A 20745-nucleotide genomic window follows, 5' to 3' on the forward strand; every position below is an offset into this window, starting at 1 on the left:
AAAGTTGACTCCCTCCCGGCACCGAGGCATCGTCTCTGAATGAGGTTTCAGGACACTCCCACCGCAAGCCTGATCGCAGAAACATGGATCCGTGCTGCACGACTCGTTTTCCTGCTACTCGTTGTCGCACTGCTCCTTCCAGTGGCGCGGGGCTTGGCGGATGCGGGAAACGAGTGTACCGGCGGGCGCTACATGGTTGGAGAAGCTTCCGGCGCAGCTTCACCGCTCGCCGACACGGTGATTGTGGTCGCAGGCGGGACCGTCTCGATGGAACCCTGCGGAGAACCGGATCGGACCCGCATCAAGCGCACTCGGCGCGGCATGGTGCTCAAAGCATCCTGGCGACAATGCAATCAGGACATCGGAAAGACCAAGTTACGCATGCGCACGGACGCCGACTGCCAAAAGGCTCGCGGCACGCTGGTCACACAAACCCCGAGGAGCCGTGTTCGCTTCGAGACCTCTCACCGGTGCGAGGTCGCAATTCTCTGCACCCCGCAAACAATCCCCGTCGATACCAATGGGGATGGTTGCGAAAATTCTTGCCTTCCCTGCCCGGCGCTCCAATGCCAACCCGGGTATGGTCCTGTCGATACCGACGGGGATGGCTGCCATGACGAGTGCGAAGTCACCGTGGATGTGGCTTGCGATGCCGATCGGGACTGCTCATCGGACAACCGCATGTACTGCGCGAAGCCGTCGGCCAGTTGCGGTTCCGCAGCGGAAGATGCGCCAGGTGTGTGCCGGATACCGCCGCAAAATTGCACTCTGGAATACGAACCCGTCTGCGGTTGCGATGGCACCACATACAGCAATGCCTGCGTTGCCGCCGCAGCTGGCGTCAACGTCGCTTCGGAAGGAGCTTGCGAGAGGACTTGCGGAAGCCTTCCGCTCCCCGGTGTCCCGTCGGGTTGCGAAAACAACCAGATCTGCGATCTGCCGCCGAACACTTGCGACATCGCCGACCTCCCGGGGGTCTGCGTACAACAGCCCGACGCATGCGCCGAAATCTACCAACCGGTCTGTGGTTGCGATAACCAGACCTACGCCAATGACTGTGTTCGCCTGCAAGCAGGGGTCCCTCTGCAATTTGCCCGCGCCTGCGACGAGCCATGCGCCACGGTGGATTGTCCGCCGGATAGTCGACCCCTCGACACCAACGGTGACGGGTGCGAGGACGCCTGCGAGGTGGCCTACGATATCCCGTGCACAACGAACTCGGATTGCTGGTGGCGAAGCACCTTATATTGCGCCACCGCCCCTGGCACCTGCGGCGAATCAGGTCCGGGGGTCTGCACCGCGGCCGCCGGGGCCTGCACCATGGAATACGATCCCGTCTGTGGTTGCGATGGCATGACTTACGGCAATGGCTGCAGCGCGGCCGCGGCCGGGATCAACATCGATACGATCGGCGCTTGTGATAGCACCCGTTAGGTCCGAGCGTTCAATTCGAGCACGACAACATCGGCAATGAGACAGGGAGAGTTGAAAATGCGCTTCGATCGCTTTCGGATGATTGGTTGTTTTATGGCATTCCTGCTCGTTTCCGCCTGCGGAGGTTCCAGCATGCCCAAGGACTCGTGCGACCCTGAGACAGGCAGCTGCGAGCAAGTTTGCGGAGGGTTGCCGCTACCCGAAATGAGCACCGCTTGCGATGCCGACCAGGTCTGTGAGCGGCCGGCAGACAGCTGCAGAATCGCTGACCTGCAGGGAGTCTGCGTCGCCAAACCCGAATTATGTCCCGAGATCTACCAGCCGGTTTGTGCCTGTAACGGCCAGACCTATGGCAACAACTGCCTGCGTCTGCAGGCAGGTGCCGCATTGGATTTCCCGGGCGCCTGCGACCAGCCCTGCCCGGTTCTCGATTGCCCGCCCGGTAGCCGCCCCGTCGACGCCAATGGCAATGGCTGTGCCACAACCTGCGAGGAGGCCTACGATGTCCCCTGCAGCGTCGAGGAAGACTGCTGGTGGCAAGACAATCTCTACTGCAAGCGACCTGAGGGAACCTGTGGGAGTGTCGACGGAATCTGCACGACAAAGGCCGAAGGTTGCACGAGCGACTACACCCCGGTTTGCGGCTGTGATGAGGCCACATACAGCAACAGCTGCGACGCGGCCATCGCGGGCGTCAGTGTGGCAGCTTCAGGCCCCTGTTAGAAAACATAGGGTGGATACCCGGAACCGGGCTTGGAGGAACCTGCCGGCTGCGCGGCTGAACAGGTCTGCGATATCCGGGGCGAGTCATCTCGCCCCCAGCCGTCAAGAGGTTCCGGCAGAGGCCCCGAGCCACCGGAGGCGTGCCCGGAAACCCACCAACAGCAACAGGGCGGCCGGCATCATGACTCCAGAATAGACAAACAACGGGACGTTGGGATCGATTTGGGGGAAGGCAGACGCCAGAACAACCATCCCGAGAAGCACGTTCTTGACGCAGAGCTCGATGGCGATCGTCACTGCATCCTCAAGCGTCTGGCCGAAGATCAGAGGCACGACAACGCCAACCAGGACGCCCAGCAGGACCAGGCACAAGACCGGCAGGAATGCCTGCTCGAGCAGAGCCAATGGCGCTTCTGGCTGATCCGCGGTGTCCCAGATCATCACGGCCAACAAGGCCAGTCCACTGAGGCCTGTAACCCTCCGTTCGTAGCGAGCCGCCTGAGGATACCCCTCGCGCACAAGCATCCCCAAGGCCACGGGCAATACCGTCAAAATGCCCAACTGCAGAGCGGTATCGAGAACCGGAACAATCACGGTTTCCGCCTCGGCACCCAGCAAGCCTTGCGTTCCCCGAATCCACAAGGGGAGTGTAAATAGTGCGGCAAACGTCGCTGTCGCTGTAAGCGTGATCGACAAGGCGGTATGCGCGCGGCCGAAATGCACCAGAAGATTGGAACCAGCGCCACCGGGAAGGGCCGCGCAAACAACCATTCCAAGACCGAGGAGAGGCGGAAGATCGAAGAACACGGCCAGGGCGCCGCCCACAAAGGGCATCAAGAATAATTGCAGGCAGAGTCCGGTCACGACTGGCGCTTTGACCGACAAAACCCGGCGAAAATCCTGAACGGTCAGAGCCAGCCCCATGCCGAACATCAGGCTGAACATCAGCGCCTGAGCGATCGAAGAATTCATCGGATCCTGCACCAGCCCTCCTTTTCCGCAGAGCGGCTTCTAGTGAACCTTGGCGACCGGAATGGAAAATCTCTCTCGATAGGGGGCGTAATGCTTCTCGAGTTCGGCCGCATCGAAACCAAATTGCTCGAGACTGTGCCGATGCTTGCCATGCTTGTTCTGCTGATTCCCGGCCATCCACGAAGACATTTCTTCGAGTGCCTGGTCGGAAAGGTCCAGATCGAAGTGTCGATACACGCGACCGACTTCCCGCTCCCAATCGTCGTTGATATCCTGATAAAGGAGGTCGATGATCTGGCCATCGCTCACGAGATCACTATCGCGAACCTCGAGATAATTGCGGATCGAGGTGTCTTGAAAGCGCTTCCATTGGGCGCCGATCATCTGCGGGTCGAGTTCATCATAGTCCCGAACCAACGACATCCAGGCCATCGACATCAACGAACTCAGCACGGACAATGGATCGCGGTGCGTGGAAACGATCCTGGCGTCCGGAAAGCACCGCAGAAGCGGCGCAAAGTTCACCATATGCTCCGGCGTCTTCAGGATCCACGGCTTCTCGGGATCATCCTTGCGAAACCAGCTGATCAACTTCATCATCTTGACCATATATTGATAGGACGCATCACACGGTCGATCGATATACCAGTCGAAATAGCTCGGGAGCGTGTTCATCGCCGAGAAGAGCGATGTTTCGAAGCCATGCTGGATCAAACCAGCTTCTTCCTCCACCTCTTCGGTTCCCATCGGATGCACGGATGCCATATGCGGCATCAAGTAGAGAACCATTCGCAGACCGTAATCTGTATTTCGATAACGCGGGTCGATCGACGCCGTAAAACTTTCGGGGACGGGCGCCGGCATCACTGACTCCCACGTCTTGAGATGCACAAATTGGGGATCGCTGGCGAGCAGACGATGGGTGCGGGTCGTCCCGGACCGGGCAAGGCCCACCACCGCAATCGGAGGCCGCAGATCGCGGGCGAGAATCTCGGGGTGTCGCGTGAATAAATCTTGCGCGAGCAAGCGGTTCTTCAACAAACGCACCAGATTCGTCCGCGTGAAAAAGTCGCCTAGTGGATTGGTCCTCGATTCGTGCTCCAGCCCGTACAAAACCTGGCGCATCGGCTCCACAAAACAATCGTCGCCAAAATCATGCAACCCGGTCTCACGCCGCGCTTTTGCCAGCAGGCTATTCTCGTCCAGTTTGATCTTGCCGATCCCCAGGCGGTGTAAAATTTCCCATGCACGATTGATTGCCCTTGCGGGAACACGCTGTAATGATCTGGGCGTCGGAAGTGCCCCTTCATCGGTAGACATACATGACCTCTCGTGGTCCTGTTTCAAAATCGCAAGGTGGGGTCAAACAGTCTCGACATCCAGACGAATCCACAGACCTGCGCATGACCACCAGATCCGTTCGAAAAGCCGGCGAGGAGACCGCAATGAGCCAAGATCCAATCACTGAAATCACTGATATGACAGCAGCCTATCAGGCGGCTGCGACGCAGGGCGATGCTGCCGCAAAGGCCTATGCCGAACTCTCCAAAACGCTTCTTCTGATCGAACAGGAGTATGTCTGCGCCGATCCGACTCTTACGTCGCAGCAGCGCGCAGCACGCCGGTATCTGGTTGCCAATACCCTCCAGCACGGTTTCCACTGCTGGTTCGACTGCGATCCGCGGCGCCCCTGGTTTCACCGCTGGCTCAGCCCGACCAAGAAATTGCTCGGGGACAACCCCGATGCCGTCTATTACGGCTGCGTCGTGGACCCGGCCTATTCCTACCGAATTCGCGGCAACACCATGGATGCGGCGTATACCTCGTTTACGGTGGAGCGCGGTGTGGAGAACGGAAATATTTCGGCCGGCTTGACCGCTACGCTGAACGATGGGGAATTTGAAGTGAACCCCGACGGCAGCTTCGAAATCATCGCAAGCCCCGAGCCACAAGAGAAAAATTGGCTCAAGCTCGAGCCGGGTGCCGGGGGAATTACCACCCGCCATTATTGGGAGATGGAGCGCCAGATCGCTGCGGACCCGACCTTCCACGTCCCTCTCTGGATCGAACCGATCGATGATCCCGGTCCAGGCGCATTGATGGACGATGCCGCTGTCGCCGCAGGAATTCAGCGGGTCATCAACTTCGTCCGTGGAACCACCCTCGACTTCCCGGAAATTCCCGAGGAACTGATGCCCGCATGGATCTCAAAGGAAGTGAACAAATTCGCGGGCGGGGATAATGACAACGAATTGATTGGCTACTCGGCCAAGGACATCGACTATCGACAAACGATCTACGACCTCGGCCCCGATGATGCATTGGTGATGCGGGGGCGCTTCCCGCGCTGCCGGATGGGTAACGTCGTGATCTGGAACGAACAGCTTCAGACACCTCCTTATATCAACCGAAACGTGTCGCTGAACCGGCGTCAGGTCCAATACCTGCCGGACGGAAGCTTCGAAATCGTCATCGCACACAAGGACCCGGGCGTGCCCAACTGGATCGATGCTGCCGGCCAAAAAACCGGGATGATTTTTTGGCGGTTCCTCTTGCCCGAAGAGGAAGTTCCCCCAATCGAAACTCGACTGGTGAACGTCGCGTCCTTGCGTAACTGAGGAGGCTCCGCGCTCCCTCAGCTTCGACTCGGGGGTGTGCTCGAACTCTTTTTTCCGGAGTAGAGCTCACCCCGGAGCCAATGCTCGTGGTGATGAGCATCGCGCACATCCCAGCGAGAACCCGCAAACTCGCCATCGGGAACCTCGAGAAGAAGCCAGCGGAAAAAGGCTCCTATTTTTTCGGGCGCGATGGTCTCCCCGCGCTCGACCATGCCGACATAAACACCACGGGCTGGAAAATCTTCCTCGGAGGCACCGATCGAGTCCGTCAGCATTTGCGTTTCGACCAGACCCGGTTTGGCGATCGCAAATCCGATTCTATCCCCGAGTTCCAGGCAGAGGCACCGCCAAAGCATCTCCGAAGCTACCTTCGAGACAGAATAAGCCGCTCCCCCTGCGCGAGGGTTCACGGATGCATCCGAGCCAGGAAAGAGCACTCGACCACCTGCGAGGGACTCGCGCAGGTCCATGACCAAATGCAAGCGGGCATCCACATTGGTAGCCATCGCCTTCCGCCACCCTTCGAGATCCATCGTCTCGAGCCTGCCCCGCGGGAAGATCCCCGCGCCATGGAACAGGCCCGAAAGGGAGCGCCCTGCTACCGCCCGGCGAATTTCAGCACGGGCAAGGCCCACTGTAACATCCGCCTCGACCGTGACGATGCGCCCCTGCCCCTGCGCCGCGGTTTCCGCGAGGGCTGATGCTCGCCGGCCGACCGCCAGAACTTCAGCCCCGGCCGAAGCGAGCGCGATAGCCGTCATCCGTCCAATGCCGCTGCTGGCACCGGTGACGAGGAAAAGAGATGGTTCCACAATGGCTGGGAAGAGTACCAGACGCGAAAACCGTGTCGAGGGACCAAACCAGCCAAATTTCCATGGACGTGCTGTCGCCACTTCCCGGACTTGCGAGCGGCTTGCCCGCAGACGAATCTCGGGGGCCAAAACTAGATGACACGCCATATGAATCTGATAGGTAGTGGCAGCGTGTTGCAGATCGTACAAAAACTGGTCGCCAACGACCGGATGCTGCGAGCGGTTCGACCCTTGATCGGACCGGTCAACCTCTGGACACCGGAATATCGACGGAACCCTCACGCCACCTGGAAAAACCTGCGCTGCGACAGCCCGATTGTCTACAGCCGGACTTTCCAGAACTGGGTCCTCACGCGTTACGAGGATGTGCACGAGGCTCTCCAGAGCCCTTGCCTGTCTTCGGACCGCTCGGTCGTACCCAGAGTTCGCCTCGCCCAGTGGTTGAATCGAAACGAGCCTGAGTTTCTGGACTTCCTGCAGCGTAACCTGCTGATGCGCGAAGGCGAGGACCATCGACGGCTCCGCCGTATCGTCAGCAAGGCGTTTACCCCGCGTCGCGTAAATCAACTGCGCCCCCGCCTCGAGGAACTTGCCGACGAACTCCTCGACGAAGCGACATCGCAGGGCGACATGGAATTGATTGGAGACTTTGCCTACCCCTTTCCGATTTCGGCGATCGCGGAGCTCCTCGGGATTCCCCGAGCCGATCGAGAAAAGTTTTTTGTCTGGACAGCAGACCTCGTTCAGATCCTCGACCCTTTGCAGGGAACCGATGGTGCGGAATCCATGCGACGCGCCGCCAGATCTCTTTACGCCTATTTTCGACCTCTTCTCGCCAAAAGACGGCTTGAACCCAAGGATGATCTGATGTCTGCGATGATCGCGGCAGAGGATGCCGGGGAAACGCTCGAAGAGGGCGATATGGTTGCGCTCTGCGGCCTCTTGCTGGCCGCGGGCCATGAAACTACCGCCAATCTCATCGGCTTGGCCGTGCTGAACCTGCTACGCCACCCCGAACAGCGCCAACGCCTGCAGGATGATCTCGGACTGCTTCCCACGGCTGTCAATGAATTCCTGCGTTACGAAAGTCCGATTCAATTAACCGATCGCGCCGTTGTGCAACGCTTCGAGATTGGCGGACGGGAATTCCGTCCCGGCCAGATTTTGGGAGTCAGCCTCGTTTCGGCCAACCGCGACGCAGCCCAATTCGAGAACCCCGACGAACTCGATCTCAGCCGCGAACACAACCCGCACCTCGCATTGGGCCAGGGCGCGCATTTCTGCCTCGGCGCCCAACTCGCAAAAATCGAAGGCGAGATTGCCCTCGGCGCAATCCTCCGGCGTTTCCCCGATTTTCAGGGACCGACCGAACCACCCGGCTGGCGACGCTCGGTGATCATCAGAGGACCAACCACCCTTCCGCTCCGTCTCCGAACCTAGGGTCTGAGAGCGCGATCTTCTGGCTACGAAAGCGACCCCATCCGCACAGGAATCCCTCGCGAGTGCAGGTATTCCTTGCAGGCACCGATCTCGATTTCGCGGTAGTGAAAAATTGAAGCAGCCAGTGCCGCGCTGGCATGCCCTTCACTCAAGGCTTCTTCCAGGTGCTCCACTGTCCCCGCACCACCTGAGGCAATCACCGGGACAGGAACCGCGTCGGCGACCGCGCGGGTCAGCCCGATATCATAGCCATCCTTCTGGCCATCGCGATCCATACTCGTGAGCAGAATCTCTCCGGCGCCATTCTCGACCAGGCGTTGCGCCCACTCGACGGCGTCCAGACCCGTTTCTCGGCGGCCACCGTGGGTGAAAACTTCCCAGCGGCCAGCCTCCACAAATTTCGCATCGATCGCGACCACCACGCACTGTGTGCCGAACTTTTCTGCAGCACGCGCCACCAGGTCGGGGTCCGCGACTGCCGCAGTATTCATCGAGACCTTATCCGCTCCTGCCGCGAGCAAGGTACGAATATCGGAAAGCTCGCGCACTCCGCCGCCGACCGTCAGCGGCATGAAGCACCTCTCGGCTGTTTCACGCACCACATCCAATATGATTTCACGTTCCTCATGTGATGCTGTGATGTCGAGAAAGGTTAGTTCATCCGCACCTTCGGCATCATAGCGCTCAGCGACTTCCACTGGATCGCCTGCGTCGCGCAAGCCGACAAAAGAGACGCCCTTGACGACCCGGCCCCCTTTGACATCGAGACACGGGATGATGCGCTTGGCCAGCATCAACCCTCACCACGAGCGAGTCGAACCGCCTCCGCCAGGTCGATATCCCCCTCATAGAGGGCCCGACCGATAATGACGCCGCAGAGGTTGGCGCCCCGATCAAAGGCCGCGCGCGCCTCGCGAATATCGGCAACCGTAGCCACCCCTCCGGAAACGATGACCGGCACTTTATGCCCCGCAGCAAATTGAACGGTGGCTTCGATACTCGCGCCCTCCCCCGTTCCGTCGCGACTGATATCCGTATAGACGATCGCCGTAGCCCCCCCGGCCTCCGCCGACTGGGCAATCTGCATGGCCGTCACAGTCGCTTCCTCGAGCCAGCCCTCAGTGGCGACCTTCCCGGCTCGTTCATCGATGCCCACCGCGATATGACCAGGCCATCTCTCGCAAGCGGCCTGAATCAGTTCCGGCTGCTGGGCGGCGGCAGTCCCGAGGATTGCACGGTCAGCGCCCGCGTCCAGAACCGAGGCGATAGAATCGAGATCGCGTAGCCCGCCGCCAACCTGAACCGGAATCTGCAACGCCTTGCAGATATCTCCAATGACGGAACCGTGCTGCCTCGAGCCTCGAGCCGCTCCGTCGAGGTCCACTACGTGCAAGCGACTGCCGCCCTCGGCTTCCCAGCGCTGCGCCATGGCCACAGGGTCGTCACCATATTTCTTTTCTCGGGCAAAATCGCCCTTGGTGAGTCGGACGCATTTTCCACCACGGAGATCGATCGCCGGAAGCACTTCAAAATTTCTCATAATTCACCTTGCAGCAACGACTGCGCCTAGAGGCGCGCAACAAAATCTCCGAGCAGCCGAATCCCGGCGCCCTGGCTCTTTTCGGGATGGAATTGGGTGCCGAAAATATTATCGCGGGCGACAGCGGCAACAACGGTCGCCCCGCCGTACTCGACCGAAGCGACAATCTGATCTGCCTTGGCCGGATGTGCCGCATAGGAATGTACAAAATAGAAATATGTCCCATCTTCGGTGCGCCGCATGATCGGAGCCTCCCCATGCAGACGAATCGCATTCCAGCCCATATGAGGAATGGGGACATCGACGGATTGCAGGCGCTCCACCCGACCGGGAAGAATTCCCAGACCAGCCACCGGACCGAACTCATCGGATTCCTCAAAAAGGATCTGCATGCCGACACAGATTCCCAAAAAGGGCTTGCCCGAACTCGCGGCTTCGCGAACGGCCGGCAACAGGCCCGACTCGAGAAGGCTCTGCATACACGCCCCAAAAGCGCCGACCCCCGGCAAGACGACTGCGTCCGCGTCCCGCAATACCGACGCAGTGGAGGTCACCTTCACCGTCGCTTCGATGCCCTCTTCGGATGCCGCTCTTTCCAATCCTTTGGCAGCACTCCGCAGATTTCCGACGCCGTAGTCGACGACCGCGATCACAGAGTGCCCTTGGTCGAGGGGACTCCTTCAACTCGCGGATCCACCTGAATCGCGGCATCGAGAGCGCGAGACAGGGCCTTGAAAGCGGCCTCAATCATATGGTGAGGATTGCGGCCGCGAATACAATCCACATGCAGGTTCATTCGCGTTTCGTTGACAAAGGAAAGCAGAAAATCGTGGACCAGACCGGTATCAAAATCGCCGACACGCTCCTGACCTGGCTCCAATTCGTAGACCAGATACGGGCGTCCGCTGAGATCCACCACGATTTGCACCAGCGCCTCATCGAGCGGACAGGCATAGGATCCATAGCGCCGGATTCCATGCTTGTCTCCGAGCGCCTGTGCAAAAGCCTGACCAAGCGCCAATCCGACATCCTCTACCGTGTGGTGTTGGTCAACCTCAAGATCGCCCGTAGCCTCGACCTCGAGATCAAATAGACCATGCTTCGAGAATAATTCCAGCATATGGTCGAGAAAGGGCACACCCGTGGAGATTTTGGACTGACCCGTTCCGTCGAGATCAATCGTCAGCGAAATTTGCGTTTCCCTGGTCTCTCGGCGCACTTGAGCCGATCGCCGCCGGGGAGTCTCTTTCGAAGAACCATTGCCAGAATCGTTGGAAGTCGCTGGAGCCATGCGTTTATTGTCGCATAGCTTTCCGACGAGTTCGACCCACAGCGATTCGACGGGGGTAGAGAGCCCCGGATTTCGTGATAAGGAAGGGGAGTTCGCGCGAGGAGTCCGTATGCAACCAATCAATCCATCTGGCCAGCCTATTTCGGCAACCGAAGCCTACCGGGCAGCGCTCGGCCGGTTCCGCGAGCAATGGCTCGCGCTGTTGATGATCATGACCGGTTATACCGCCGTCTCGGTCCTCTCCGGGACAGCGACGGGCCCGCTAGGCTTCCTTCTGCAGGTGCTCGTCGTCGGCCCCCTGGGCTTTGGCACCGCTTACGCGCTGCTCACCGCCATCCGCGGCGAAAACGTGGAACTCAACCAGATATTCATCCCTTTCCAGCGCTGCTACAGCCAGTCCGTCTGGGGGTCCCTGCTCCTCAGCGCGGCCCTGCTGACAGGAGTGCTCTTTCTCGTGCTTCCCGGGATCTATCTTGCCGTCCGGCTGGTCTTTGTCCCCTATCTGGTGGTCGATGAGGAGCTGGACGCGATTTCCGCTTTCCGCGAAAGTTGGCAGCGCACGGGCCCCTACTCGTTGGAAATATTTCTGACCATGCTGCTGGCTGTGCCGCTTATGGCGATCGGCTTGGCTTTTTTGATCATCGGCTTTCTGCCGGCCGCCGTATGGTCGGGACTGGCGGTGGCCAGCCTTTATGAAGAGATCTCCGCGAATCACGGCCAGTCTACACCAGCCCAGCCCGTTACCGGCGCAGGCGGGTTTCGGGCCACTCCTCCTTCATGAAGCAAAGCGATCCAGAAACCACCCACGAGGAGGCTCCGGTCGAAAAACCGATTCCCCTCAGCCGGATGCTGGCCTTTGGGGCTCCCGGGTTTGCAGGTGCGGGGATGGCGATTCCGATCGCCGTCCTGATGCCCGTTTTTTACAGCGACGTTGTAATGGCACCTCTGGGGACGATCGCTTTGGCCATCGCCATCGCGCGCAGCTTCGATGCCCTCACCGACCCACTGATGGGGTGGCTCAGCGACCGTACACGCTCTCGCTTTGGCCGGAGGAAACCATGGATCGCGCTCGGAGTGCCCCTATGCGCGGTGTTCTTCTATCTGCTCTTCGCACCGCCGGATCAGATCACCGGCCAGGCTGCGGGACTGTGGTTTGGCGTGACCTATACGGCGTACTTCCTGTTTCATACCATCTATCAGGTGCCGCACGGGGCGCTGGGGTCCGAGCTGACGCTCGACTACGACGAGCGCTCGAAGCTTTTCGGCATCCAATCGCTATTCATTCTGGTCGGCATCCTGACCGCATCCGTCGCGCCGAGCATCCTGAGCGGGGCATTCGATATCGAAAACCCCAGAACCACCCATGCTCTGATCGCCGGGTTTTTCGCGACGCTGCTCGTCGTTCTTTACGCAGCACTCCTGCGCTGGGTTCCCGAGCGCCCTGAATTTGCGAAATCCGATCCCAACCCTCTCGTTCCCGGTGTCCGCCGGGCACTCCGCAACCGCCCTTTCCGAATCTTCTTTTTCGCCGGAATGGTCTCGGCCATCCCGGCCGCAATCCCCGGAATTCTCATTCCCTATTATACCACCTATGTTCTGCAGGTTGCCGACCCCGAGCAATGGCTTGGCATCCTGCTGGTCACCTACTTTGGAACCGGGCTGATCGCGGTTCCGATATGGATGCGGCTCGCCGAAAGGTTCAGCAAGCTGTGGACGATTGTCGCTAGTGCGATTATCGGAACTACAGGCGGAACCTGCCTCTTCTTTCTCGGCGATGGCAATTCGATGGTGGTCCTGGGGATCTTCCTGCTGATCGGCTTCGCCTCATCGACCGGGTTGGTGATTCTCCCATCCATGGTCGCGGACGTCATTGACTACGACGAATTTCTCACCGGCAAACGTCGCGAAGCACAATTCGGCTCTTTCTGGGCGATTGTTCCCAAATTTGTGGCCATCCCGGGCGCCTCACTCCCTCTCGCCCTGCTCGCCTGGGTCGGCTACCAGCCCAACGAGGTCCAGAGCGACGAGGTGGTCCTCACTATTCGACTCCTGCTCGGTATTTTCCCGGCGGCCTTCAATATCCTCACGGTCGCCATCCTCGTGCGATACCCCCTCTCACGGGCGGTCCACGCGACAATCCGCGAAGGCATCCGGGCGCATAACCGGGGTGAGTCCTTCAAGGACCCGCTCTCCGACCGCTGGATCGAACCCTCGTCGCGCCGCCTGCTCGACAACGAGGACGGCTGGTTTCTGGATACGTTCTCCCACGCCGAATTAAGACGTATTGTGCAGTCGGGTCCGCGTCGTGCCCTGCAGGATGTTCTGCGCGCGGTGATCGCCTCCGGGCTTCTGGCGCTGGCTTGCGGCTGGCTTGCCTGGCAGACCGTCGGTGATCTCAACAGCGAGCCCGGACCAAGTACCATTTTGGCCGTCGTCGGCGCGGGGCTCTCGATCACCGCCATGTGCTTTCACCTTTTGCGCGTGCAACCTGCCAGACGACTCCGGCACGCGGGAATCACCAGCGAGCGTATCGAAGCCCACCTCGCCGATATCTGAGTGTGGTTCTGCCGCGATCAGCGAGTCCGACGGGCGACAGCCGCACCATGGGCGGTCAGGCCCTCCATCTCGGCGAGATCGACCACCGCCTCGCCCAGTGCACGCAGGGCTTCTCGGGGCGCATGAATCACACCGGTGCGTTTGGTGAAATCATAGACACCCAGCGGAGAGGAAAAACGGGCGGTTCCGCCGGTCGGCAGAACATGATTCGGGCCGGCAAGATAATCACCGAGGGCTTCGGGGGAGTAGTGCCCGACAAAGATGGCGCCGGCATGACGAATCTGACGGACCAAGCCCTCGGCGTTGCGAACGGCGAGCTCGAGGTGCTCGGGGGCGATCTGGTTGGCCAGATCGATCGACTCCTTGAGACTCCGGGTAACGACAATCACGCCGTGGCCCTCGATCGACTGACGAGCCAACTCGGCGCGCGGGAGTTGCTCGAGTTGGGCGATCACTTCCTTTTCGATTTTCTCCGCCAGTCGGCGACTCGTCGTGAGACAGACAGCCGTTGAATCAGGACCGTGTTCGGCCTGCGCCAGCATATCGGCCGCGACGTGCTCGGCCTTGGCGCTGGTATCTGCAATGACCAGAACCTCGCTGGGCCCCGCCACCATATCAATGGACACTACCCCCGAGACCAGGCGCTTCGCTGTCGCCACCCAACGATTTCCCGGCCCGACAATTTTATCGACCTTGGGGACCGTTTGCGTCCCGAACGCCAATGCCCCGATCGCCTGAGCACCACCGACGCGAATAATTTTATGCACGCCGGCGATATGGGCCGCTGCGAGAATGGCATCCGGCTCCCCACCCTCGTGAGGTGGTGTCATGGCGATGATTTCATCAACACCCGCCACAGAAGCGGGGACGGCATTCATCAGGAGCGTCGAGGGGTAGAAGGCTCCGCCTCCGGGGACATAAAGACCCGCTCGTTCGACGGCCCGAATCTCCTGTCCGAGCGATACGCCCAGCGCATCCTTGTAGCGAAACGATTTTTCCACCTGATGCTTGTGAAACTCGCGAATGCGCCTCGCTGCGAGACGCAGTACCGTGCGGGCACGCGCCGGCAATCGCGCGGCCGCGGCAGCCATCTCGTCGGGACCGATTACCAGATCCGCGGCGCGCATCTTCACCCCATCGAAGCGCAAATTATAATCCAGAAGAGCGCGATCACCGCGACCACGAACGTCCTCGAGAATTTCGCGCACAGGAGCTTCGACCGAGCTGTCCTGCGTCGTACCGCGCGCGAGAAGCTTCTTCAGAACGCGCGCGAAACGAGGCTCCGAGCTCCCGACTACCAACTTCATTCGCGGCCACCTACCGATGCGGCGCGCCTGCGGCCTTGACCTGCAGACGAGCCGGCAGAGCGAAGCTGCCCACCTCCGGCCGCGACGGCTTTGGCCATCTGGCGTCCCTCCGGGGTGCGGCCATCCACCCGAGCAATACCCGCCCCGAGATCGGAGAGTTTTCCCTCGAGATTCTCGTAGCCGCGATCGAGGTGATAGACGCGCTGCAGGCGTGTCGTTCCCGATGCGCCAAGCGCGGCGATCACGAGCGATACACTCGCGCGTAAATCCGTCGCCATCACGTCAGCACCAGACAGCGCGCGGCCGCCATGCACCAGTGCCGCGCCTCCGTCGATCACGATATCGGCTCCGAGTCGGGCCAATTCCTGAGCATGCATGAAACGATTCTCGAAAATTGTCTCGCGAATCCGGCTCTCCCCATCCGCGAAACACAACAATGCCATCAGCTGCGCCTGCAGGTCCGTAGGAAATCCCGGATAAGGAGCCGTCACGACGTCCACGGGCCGCAAACCATCCGGCGCGGAGGCGCGAATCGAGTCGCCAAAGATTTCCAGATGGCCACCCATCTCGCGCAATTTATCGAGGAAGGCTCCGAGGTGCTGCTCGCGCGCGCCATGCACCAGCACCTCGCCGCCCGTCGCCAGTGCAGCCGCCAACCAGGTTCCGGCCTCGATACGATCAGGAATCACGCGGTGCCGCATCCCGGCGAGCGACTCCGAGCCTTCAATCACAATCGTGGCGCCACCATCGCCCGAAATAACCGCGCCCATGGAACGCAGGGCGCAGGCAAGATCAACAATTTCCGGCTCGCGGGCCACATTATCGAGGATCGTCGTCCCGGCGGCCAGACAGGCCGCCATCATCAAATTCTCGGTCGCCCCCACCGAGGGAACGTCCATCCGGATTTCCGTGCCCTGCAAGCGGTCGCATCGGACCTCGACATAGCCTTGCGCCATCTCGACTGTGGCGCCCATCGCCTCAAAACCGCGAAGGTGCTGATCCACCGGTCGACTCCCGATGGCACATCCGCCAGGCGTCGCCACGCGGGCCCGACCAAAGCGGGCGAGAAGAGGCCCCATCGCGAGAAAGGACGCGCGCATGGTTTTCACGAGATCGTAGTTGGCCTCGTAGTCGGTAATCTGCGCGGCGGCCACGGATACCATATTGGCGTCCATGGCGACTTCGGCCCCAAGTTCCTCGAGGAGGCGACAGCTGGTGCGTGTGTCGGCAACATTCGGGACGTTCTCGACTCGAGAAGCTTCGGGAGAAAGGAGAGTCGCGAACAGGATCGGAAGTGCCGCATTCTTGGCGCCACTCACTTGCACTTCCCCGGTCAGAGTTTCTCCACCCCGGATAATGATCTCGTCCATTTCGTGCCTTCCCGTGTCAGCAAACTTCGCCGGCTAAACCTGGTCGATTTTCTCCGCTCGGATCACGCGATCAAGTCCGGCGAGATCTCGCAACAACACCACCTGCTGAAACCCGACTTCGCTTGCAACCTCTGCGGCTTGCACTCCCTGATCGGCACCGATCTCGAAGAGAAGGGTGCCACCGGGAGCAAGCTGCCGCCAGGCAGCCCTCACCAGTCTTCGAATTACCCCGAGCCCGTCGCAATCGCCACCCACCAGGGCCATTTTTGGCTCAAAAGCGAGTTCCGGCATCCCCTCGGCCATCAAGCTCTCTCGGATATAAGGGGGGTTCGAGACCACCAGATCCAGCACCCCGGCTCGCACGGCGCCCAGCAAATCCCCCTGCAGAAGCGCTATCCGGCCCCCCGTCGGCAGCAAAACCTCAGAATTGGCCGCAGCGACCCCCAGCGCAGCGCGGGAAAGATCGACCGCAGCAACCGAAAGGCCAGACAGCCCGAGCCGCTCTGCGGCCAATGTCAGGGCGACGGCGCCGCTGCCCGTCCCCACATCGACCACCCGTCGCGCACCAGCATCAATGACTTCGAGGGCCAGCTCAACGAGCAGCTCGGTTTCCGGACGAGGCGTAAGCACGGCGGAATTCACCAAAAAAGGTCGTCCGAAAAACTCGCGGGCTCCGACCAGATGCGACACTGGCTCTCGGGACGCACGCCGGCGGCATAGAGCTGAAAAGGCATCGACGTCGGCAGCGGCAATCAGATCGCCTCGGCGGGCCACCAGACCCGCGCGCGTGTGCCCCAGAACGAAGCCGAGAAGCACTTCGGCATCGAGCATGGGAGTATCGCAGCCAGCCTCCCTGAAGTCCTCGGCTGCAGCACGAAGCGCCTCGCGCAGAATCAATCGATCGCCTTCAGGGCCTCAGCCTGCGTGTAAGTGATCAGCGGCTCGATCACCAGATCAGCCTCACCCGCGATGACACGATCGAGCGCATGGGTGGTCAGCCCGATGCGATGGTCGGTGACCCGGTTCTGAGGAAAATTGTAGGTACGAATTCGCTCGGAGCGGTCGCCCGTGCCGACCATCGCCTTCCGGTCCGCAGCAATCGCGGCATCGTGCTCGGCCTGAGCCTTTTCAAAAAGTCGCGCACGGAGAACTTTCAGAGCCTTGGCCTTGTTCTTGTGCTGCGATTTTTCATCCTGACAAATCACGATCATTCCGGTCGGCAAATGAGTGACCCGAATTGCTGAGTCGGTGGTATTCACGCTCTGCCCACCAGGGCCCGAGGCGCGAAACACGTCCACGCGCAGATCCTTGTCCTCGATATTCAGCTCGACCTCATCGGCCTCGGGGAGAACCGCCACTGTGACTGCCGAAGTATGAATCCGCCCCTGAGTCTCGGTAGCCGGGACTCGCTGAACGCGGTGGACGCCACCCTCGAACTTGAGACGGCTGAAAGCGCCAGCACCCTCGATCGAGGAAACAATCTCCTTGAATCCGCCAAGACCAGTTGGACTCGAGTCCATGATATCGACCCGCCAGCCCCTCTCTTCCGCGTACCGCGTGTACATCCGAAAGAGATCCGCCACAAAAAGGGCCGCTTCGTCGCCCCCGGTTCCGGCTCGAATCTCGAGAATGACGTTTCGTTCGTCATTCGGGTCGGTGGGCAGCAAGAGAACCTTCAGCCGCTGTTCCAATTCGTCTTTACGCTGGCGCAATTCGGGGAGTTCGGCCTCGGCCATCTCGCGCATCTCGGGGTCTTCGTCTTTTTGCAGGAGAACCAGTCCGGACTCTTCCGCAACCAACTCGTTGAACTGACGAAAAACTGCGATCAAGTCCGTGAGGCTGGCGTGCTCGCGCGAGACGGACACGAACCGACCACGATCGCCGATCACCTCGGGGTCGCCAAGCATCTCCTCGAGCTCGCCGTAGCGACGCTCTACTTCAGCGAGCTTATCGAGCATCGGTCCCGCTCTGCTGGCCCGGACTCCTCAGAGTCCGGCCGCGATCAGGATTCTGCCTGTTCGTCAGCGACCGGCGCAGGCTTCTTGCCATAGCGGCGCTGGAATCTTTCGACACGTCCCGCCACGTCGATGATCTTCTGCTTGCCGGTATAGAAGGGGTGGCAGTCGGAACACAGCTCCACCTGAATCTCGGGCTGCGTGGACTGTGTCTCGAGGATATGACCACAGCTGCATTTGATAATGGACGGCCCGTACTCCGGATGAATTCCCTGTTTCATGACCCTTGTCTCCTAGCAATCGATCCGCCCCGGGGAAAGCCCCTCGTCACGACAATCAGAGGACCCGATCGACGGCCGCGCGCCAGCCGGAAAAGAGAGATTCCCGCTGCTTTTTCTTCATTTCAGGCGCAAAAACCCGGTCCTGGACCCTCATTTTCTCCAACTGGGTGGATTTCCAGAGCCCGACACCCAATCCCGCAAGAAATGCAGCCCCCATCGCCGTCGTTTCGACCACCCGGGGCCGATTCACGGCAACGCCGAGTTGATCGGCCTGAAATTGCATCAAGAAATCATTGGCCGCAGCCCCGCCATCGACACGAACCTCGCGCAGTCGGGTGCCGGTATCCTTCGCAATGGCATCGATCACCTCGCGTGATTGGTAGGCGATCGCCTCAAGGGCCGCGCGCGCGAGGTGGGCTCGTGTATTGCCCCGGGTCAGCCCCACCAACGCTCCGCGCGCCTCCGCATTCCAATAGGGTGCGCCCAGCCCGGTAAATGCCGGCACCATATAGACACCATCATTGCCCTCGATCGAGGCGGCCAAAGCCTCGCTTTCGGCCGCGGATTTCAGAATCCCCAAACCATCGCGCAACCATTGGATCGCGGCGCCGCCAACGAAGACCGACCCCTCGAGAGCGTACAAGGGCTCCCCCTTCGGACCGCATGCCAATGTGGTCAACAAACCACTGCGGGAAGGCCTCGGGCGCTCCGCCACCGGCATCAGCGCAAAACAGCCAGTCCCGTAGGTGTTTTTCACCATGCCCGGTCGCACGCAGAGCTGGCCAAACAAGGCCGCCTGCTGGTCCCCTGCGATCCCGGCGACGGGAATTTCCGAAGAGCCGAAGAGCCCTTTGGCCGTGCGGCAAAATTCGCCCGATGATGGACGCACTTCGGGGAGCATTTCCTGGGGGACGTTGAGCATCGCGCAGAGCTTGGGGTCCCACCGCCGCCGGTGGATATCATAAAGCATGGTGCGTGAGGCATTGGTGTAATCCGTCGCATGCACCTGCCCACCCGAAAGTTTCCACACCAGCCAGGAGTCGATCGTCCCGAAAGCCAGATCCCCCCGGGCCGCGCGCTTGGCCAGTCCTTTTCCATTGCGCAGAATCCACTCGATCTTCGTCCCTGAAAAGTAGGGGTCCAGAACCAGACCGGTGCGGCTGCGCACATGAGGCAAAGCACCCGCAGCGCGCAATTCCTCGCATCGATCGGCGGTCCGCCGGTCTTGCCAGACAATCGCTCGGTGCGCGGGTTCCCCCGTTTTCCGATCCCAAACCACCGTCGTCTCACGTTGATTGGTGATGCCGATCGCCGCCACCTCCGGTGGCTTGATGCCCGCCCGGCGCAGGGCAAGACGCATCACCCGCAGCGAAACCTCCCAAATCTCTTCGGGATCATGTTCGACCCAACCAGGTTTCGGAAAATGCTGAGTGAATTCTCGATAGGCTCGCGCAATGACCTGCCCCCGGCTGTTCATCACCAGAGCTGTGGAACCGGTAGTCCCCTGATCGATCGTCAGTACATATGGCATCCTGAATCTCTCCCATAACCGCACGGGTTACTGCAATGAGTTTGCCCTCGCGTGCCGCCGAATGCCGCTCGATCCGAAAGCCCTCAGCTTCCAGCGGCCAGCCGCGCGATGCTGCCAATCAGGATCACGACACCTGCCTCTGCGAGAAAGGCTCCAGCGCCCAGCGATACGCCGGACACACCACCCTGCCGGCGATGCGTGAAGATCCGCAGCAAAATCGAAAGCGACGCCACCAAAAAGAGCACCAGAGTTCCCAGCGCATTGATCAGCATCAGCGACAAAGCCATGGCACAGACGCTGGCCGTGGCGAACTGCGTGAACTGCATATGACGAACCATCATCGAGGCAAACCCGTCGCTGCGCGCCGGGAGAGACCCATACGCCTGAACGACATAGGCCCATCGGCCGAGCATCGGAGCGAGGACCAGAGCAATCACCCGCAAGTTTCCATCGAGATTCAAAAACGCCCAGGCCTCGGCACCGAGCAAACCAGCCAGAAACAGCGTCCCGAGAATCCCGCCGCCAAGAAATCGGAAAAGGTCGAGGGCCGGACGTCCACCCGAGAGCAAAGCCAGCAATGCCACCGGCAAGAGGGCACGCATCGCGGGGGCTTCCGGCCCAACCAATATCAGCATTTCGGCCACGATCGAGCCACCGGCAGCACCAAACAGGGGGAAGAAGAGCGCCCCCCGGGCCACGGAGGCGCGAATCTCGGCCTGTGGCGGCCTCCATCCGAGAAGAAACCGCAGACCGCACCAGCCGTCGCGCAGAAGGGTCGCCAGCGCCCCGCCGATCGAAGCCGGAGACGAAGCATGTTTTTCGGACTCGGACACTCCTCACTCCTGTGGCCATTGCCGGGCGATCACGCAAGCCCGACATGGCCCGCAAGCTGAAAAAGGGCCGCTCGTGGAAGTT

The 20745-nt window shown here is 60.6% G+C and carries 19 protein-coding genes and 1 pseudogene; 6 read left to right on the top strand and 14 right to left on the bottom strand.

What is annotated here, in order from left to right; translation table 11 throughout:
* Positions 1-39 precede the first annotated feature (39 nt).
* Both P8K07_06635 and P8K07_06640 read left to right on the top strand, forming a co-directional pair.
* Entirely contained in the window at positions 40-1434 is a 1395-nt protein-coding gene (locus P8K07_06635; protein ID MDG1958196.1) for a Kazal-type serine protease inhibitor domain-containing protein, read from the top strand.
* Positions 1435-1491: 57 nt separating this feature from the next.
* A complete protein-coding gene (locus tag P8K07_06640; protein ID MDG1958197.1) occupies positions 1492-2157 on the top strand; it encodes a Kazal-type serine protease inhibitor domain-containing protein in 666 nt (221 codons plus the stop codon).
* A gap of 102 nt (positions 2158-2259) precedes the next feature.
* On the opposite strand, the gene P8K07_06645 is transcribed toward P8K07_06640, so the two are convergent.
* Both P8K07_06645 and P8K07_06650 read right to left on the bottom strand, forming a co-directional pair.
* On the bottom strand, positions 2260-3129 hold the full coding sequence (locus tag P8K07_06645; protein MDG1958198.1) for a bile acid:sodium symporter: 870 nt from the start codon (positions 3127-3129) through the stop codon (positions 2260-2262).
* Positions 3130-3168: 39 nt separating this feature from the next.
* A complete protein-coding gene (locus P8K07_06650) occupies positions 3169-4449 on the bottom strand; it encodes a sulfotransferase (protein MDG1958199.1) in 1281 nt (426 codons plus the stop codon).
* Between the two features lie 125 nt (positions 4450-4574).
* Here P8K07_06650 and P8K07_06655 point away from each other — a divergent pair, with 125 nt between their 5' ends.
* Positions 4575-5747: a DUF1214 domain-containing protein gene (locus tag P8K07_06655; GenBank protein ID MDG1958200.1), complete on the top strand. Its 1173-nt coding sequence runs from the start codon at positions 4575-4577 to the stop codon at positions 5745-5747.
* A gap of 17 nt (positions 5748-5764) precedes the next feature.
* Here P8K07_06655 and P8K07_06660 read toward each other — a convergent pair whose 3' ends face one another.
* A complete protein-coding gene (locus P8K07_06660) occupies positions 5765-6706 on the bottom strand; it encodes an SDR family NAD(P)-dependent oxidoreductase (protein MDG1958201.1) in 942 nt (313 codons plus the stop codon).
* On the opposite strand from P8K07_06660, the gene P8K07_06665 reads away from it, so the two are divergent.
* Positions 6707-7999, top strand: a complete 1293-nt coding sequence (locus P8K07_06665; protein ID MDG1958202.1) for a cytochrome P450 — start codon at positions 6707-6709, stop codon at positions 7997-7999.
* A gap of 23 nt (positions 8000-8022) precedes the next feature.
* Here P8K07_06665 and hisF read toward each other — a convergent pair whose 3' ends face one another.
* From hisF to hisB, 4 genes are read right to left on the bottom strand one after another with little or no spacing between them, the layout of a single operon-like run.
* Entirely contained in the window at positions 8023-8793 is a 771-nt protein-coding gene (hisF, locus tag P8K07_06670) for an imidazole glycerol phosphate synthase subunit HisF (GenBank protein MDG1958203.1), read from the bottom strand.
* The gene (gene hisA, locus P8K07_06675; GenBank protein MDG1958204.1) at positions 8793-9539 is read right to left on the bottom strand and encodes a 1-(5-phosphoribosyl)-5-[(5-phosphoribosylamino)methylideneamino]imidazole-4-carboxamide isomerase; all 747 of its coding nucleotides are present in this window, start codon (positions 9537-9539) and stop codon (positions 8793-8795) included. The genes hisF and hisA overlap by 1 nt, the downstream gene beginning before the upstream one ends.
* 26 nt (positions 9540-9565) lie before the next feature.
* Positions 9566-10192: an imidazole glycerol phosphate synthase subunit HisH gene (gene hisH, locus P8K07_06680; GenBank protein ID MDG1958205.1), complete on the bottom strand. Its 627-nt coding sequence runs from the start codon at positions 10190-10192 to the stop codon at positions 9566-9568.
* Complete coding sequence (hisB, locus tag P8K07_06685) at positions 10189-10830, bottom strand: imidazoleglycerol-phosphate dehydratase HisB (protein MDG1958206.1); 642 nt, start codon at positions 10828-10830, stop codon at positions 10189-10191. The genes hisH and hisB overlap by 4 nt, the downstream gene beginning before the upstream one ends.
* A 109-nt stretch (positions 10831-10939) precedes the next feature.
* Here hisB and P8K07_06690 point away from each other — a divergent pair, with 109 nt between their 5' ends.
* Positions 10940-11611 (top strand): hypothetical protein, encoded by a 672-nt coding sequence (locus tag P8K07_06690; GenBank protein ID MDG1958207.1) that lies wholly within the window; start codon positions 10940-10942, stop codon positions 11609-11611.
* Positions 11608-13386 (top strand): MFS transporter, encoded by a 1779-nt coding sequence (locus P8K07_06695; GenBank protein ID MDG1958208.1) that lies wholly within the window; start codon positions 11608-11610, stop codon positions 13384-13386. The genes P8K07_06690 and P8K07_06695 overlap by 4 nt, the downstream gene beginning before the upstream one ends.
* 17 nt (positions 13387-13403) lie before the next feature.
* On the opposite strand, the gene hisD is transcribed toward P8K07_06695, so the two are convergent.
* The 7 genes and pseudogenes from hisD to P8K07_06730 form a co-directional block, all read right to left on the bottom strand.
* Positions 13404-14693 carry a histidinol dehydrogenase gene (gene hisD, locus P8K07_06700; protein ID MDG1958209.1) on the bottom strand — a complete coding sequence of 430 codons (1290 nt, stop codon included), beginning with the start codon at positions 14691-14693 and terminating at the stop codon, positions 13404-13406.
* Between the two features lie 125 nt (positions 14694-14818).
* Positions 14819-16063, bottom strand: a pseudogene (gene murA / locus P8K07_06705) (UDP-N-acetylglucosamine 1-carboxyvinyltransferase).
* Positions 16064-16096: 33 nt separating this feature from the next.
* Positions 16097-16960 (bottom strand): peptide chain release factor N(5)-glutamine methyltransferase, encoded by an 864-nt coding sequence (gene prmC / locus P8K07_06710; GenBank protein MDG1958210.1) that lies wholly within the window; start codon positions 16958-16960, stop codon positions 16097-16099.
* A complete protein-coding gene (gene prfA / locus P8K07_06715) occupies positions 16957-18021 on the bottom strand; it encodes a peptide chain release factor 1 (GenBank protein ID MDG1958211.1) in 1065 nt (354 codons plus the stop codon). Before prfA ends, prmC begins: the two co-directional genes overlap by 4 nt.
* Positions 18022-18065: 44 nt before the next feature.
* Positions 18066-18299, bottom strand: a complete 234-nt coding sequence (gene rpmE / locus P8K07_06720) for a 50S ribosomal protein L31 (protein MDG1958212.1) — start codon at positions 18297-18299, stop codon at positions 18066-18068.
* A gap of 55 nt (positions 18300-18354) precedes the next feature.
* Complete coding sequence (glpK, locus tag P8K07_06725) at positions 18355-19830, bottom strand: glycerol kinase GlpK (GenBank protein MDG1958213.1); 1476 nt, start codon at positions 19828-19830, stop codon at positions 18355-18357.
* A gap of 83 nt (positions 19831-19913) precedes the next feature.
* Positions 19914-20663 (bottom strand): adenosylcobinamide-GDP ribazoletransferase, encoded by a 750-nt coding sequence (locus P8K07_06730; protein MDG1958214.1) that lies wholly within the window; start codon positions 20661-20663, stop codon positions 19914-19916.
* Positions 20664-20745: the final 82 nt, after the last annotated feature.

Source organism: Candidatus Binatia bacterium (genome assembly GCA_029248525.1).
Lineage (GTDB): Bacteria > Desulfobacterota > Binatia > UBA12015 > UBA12015 > UBA12015.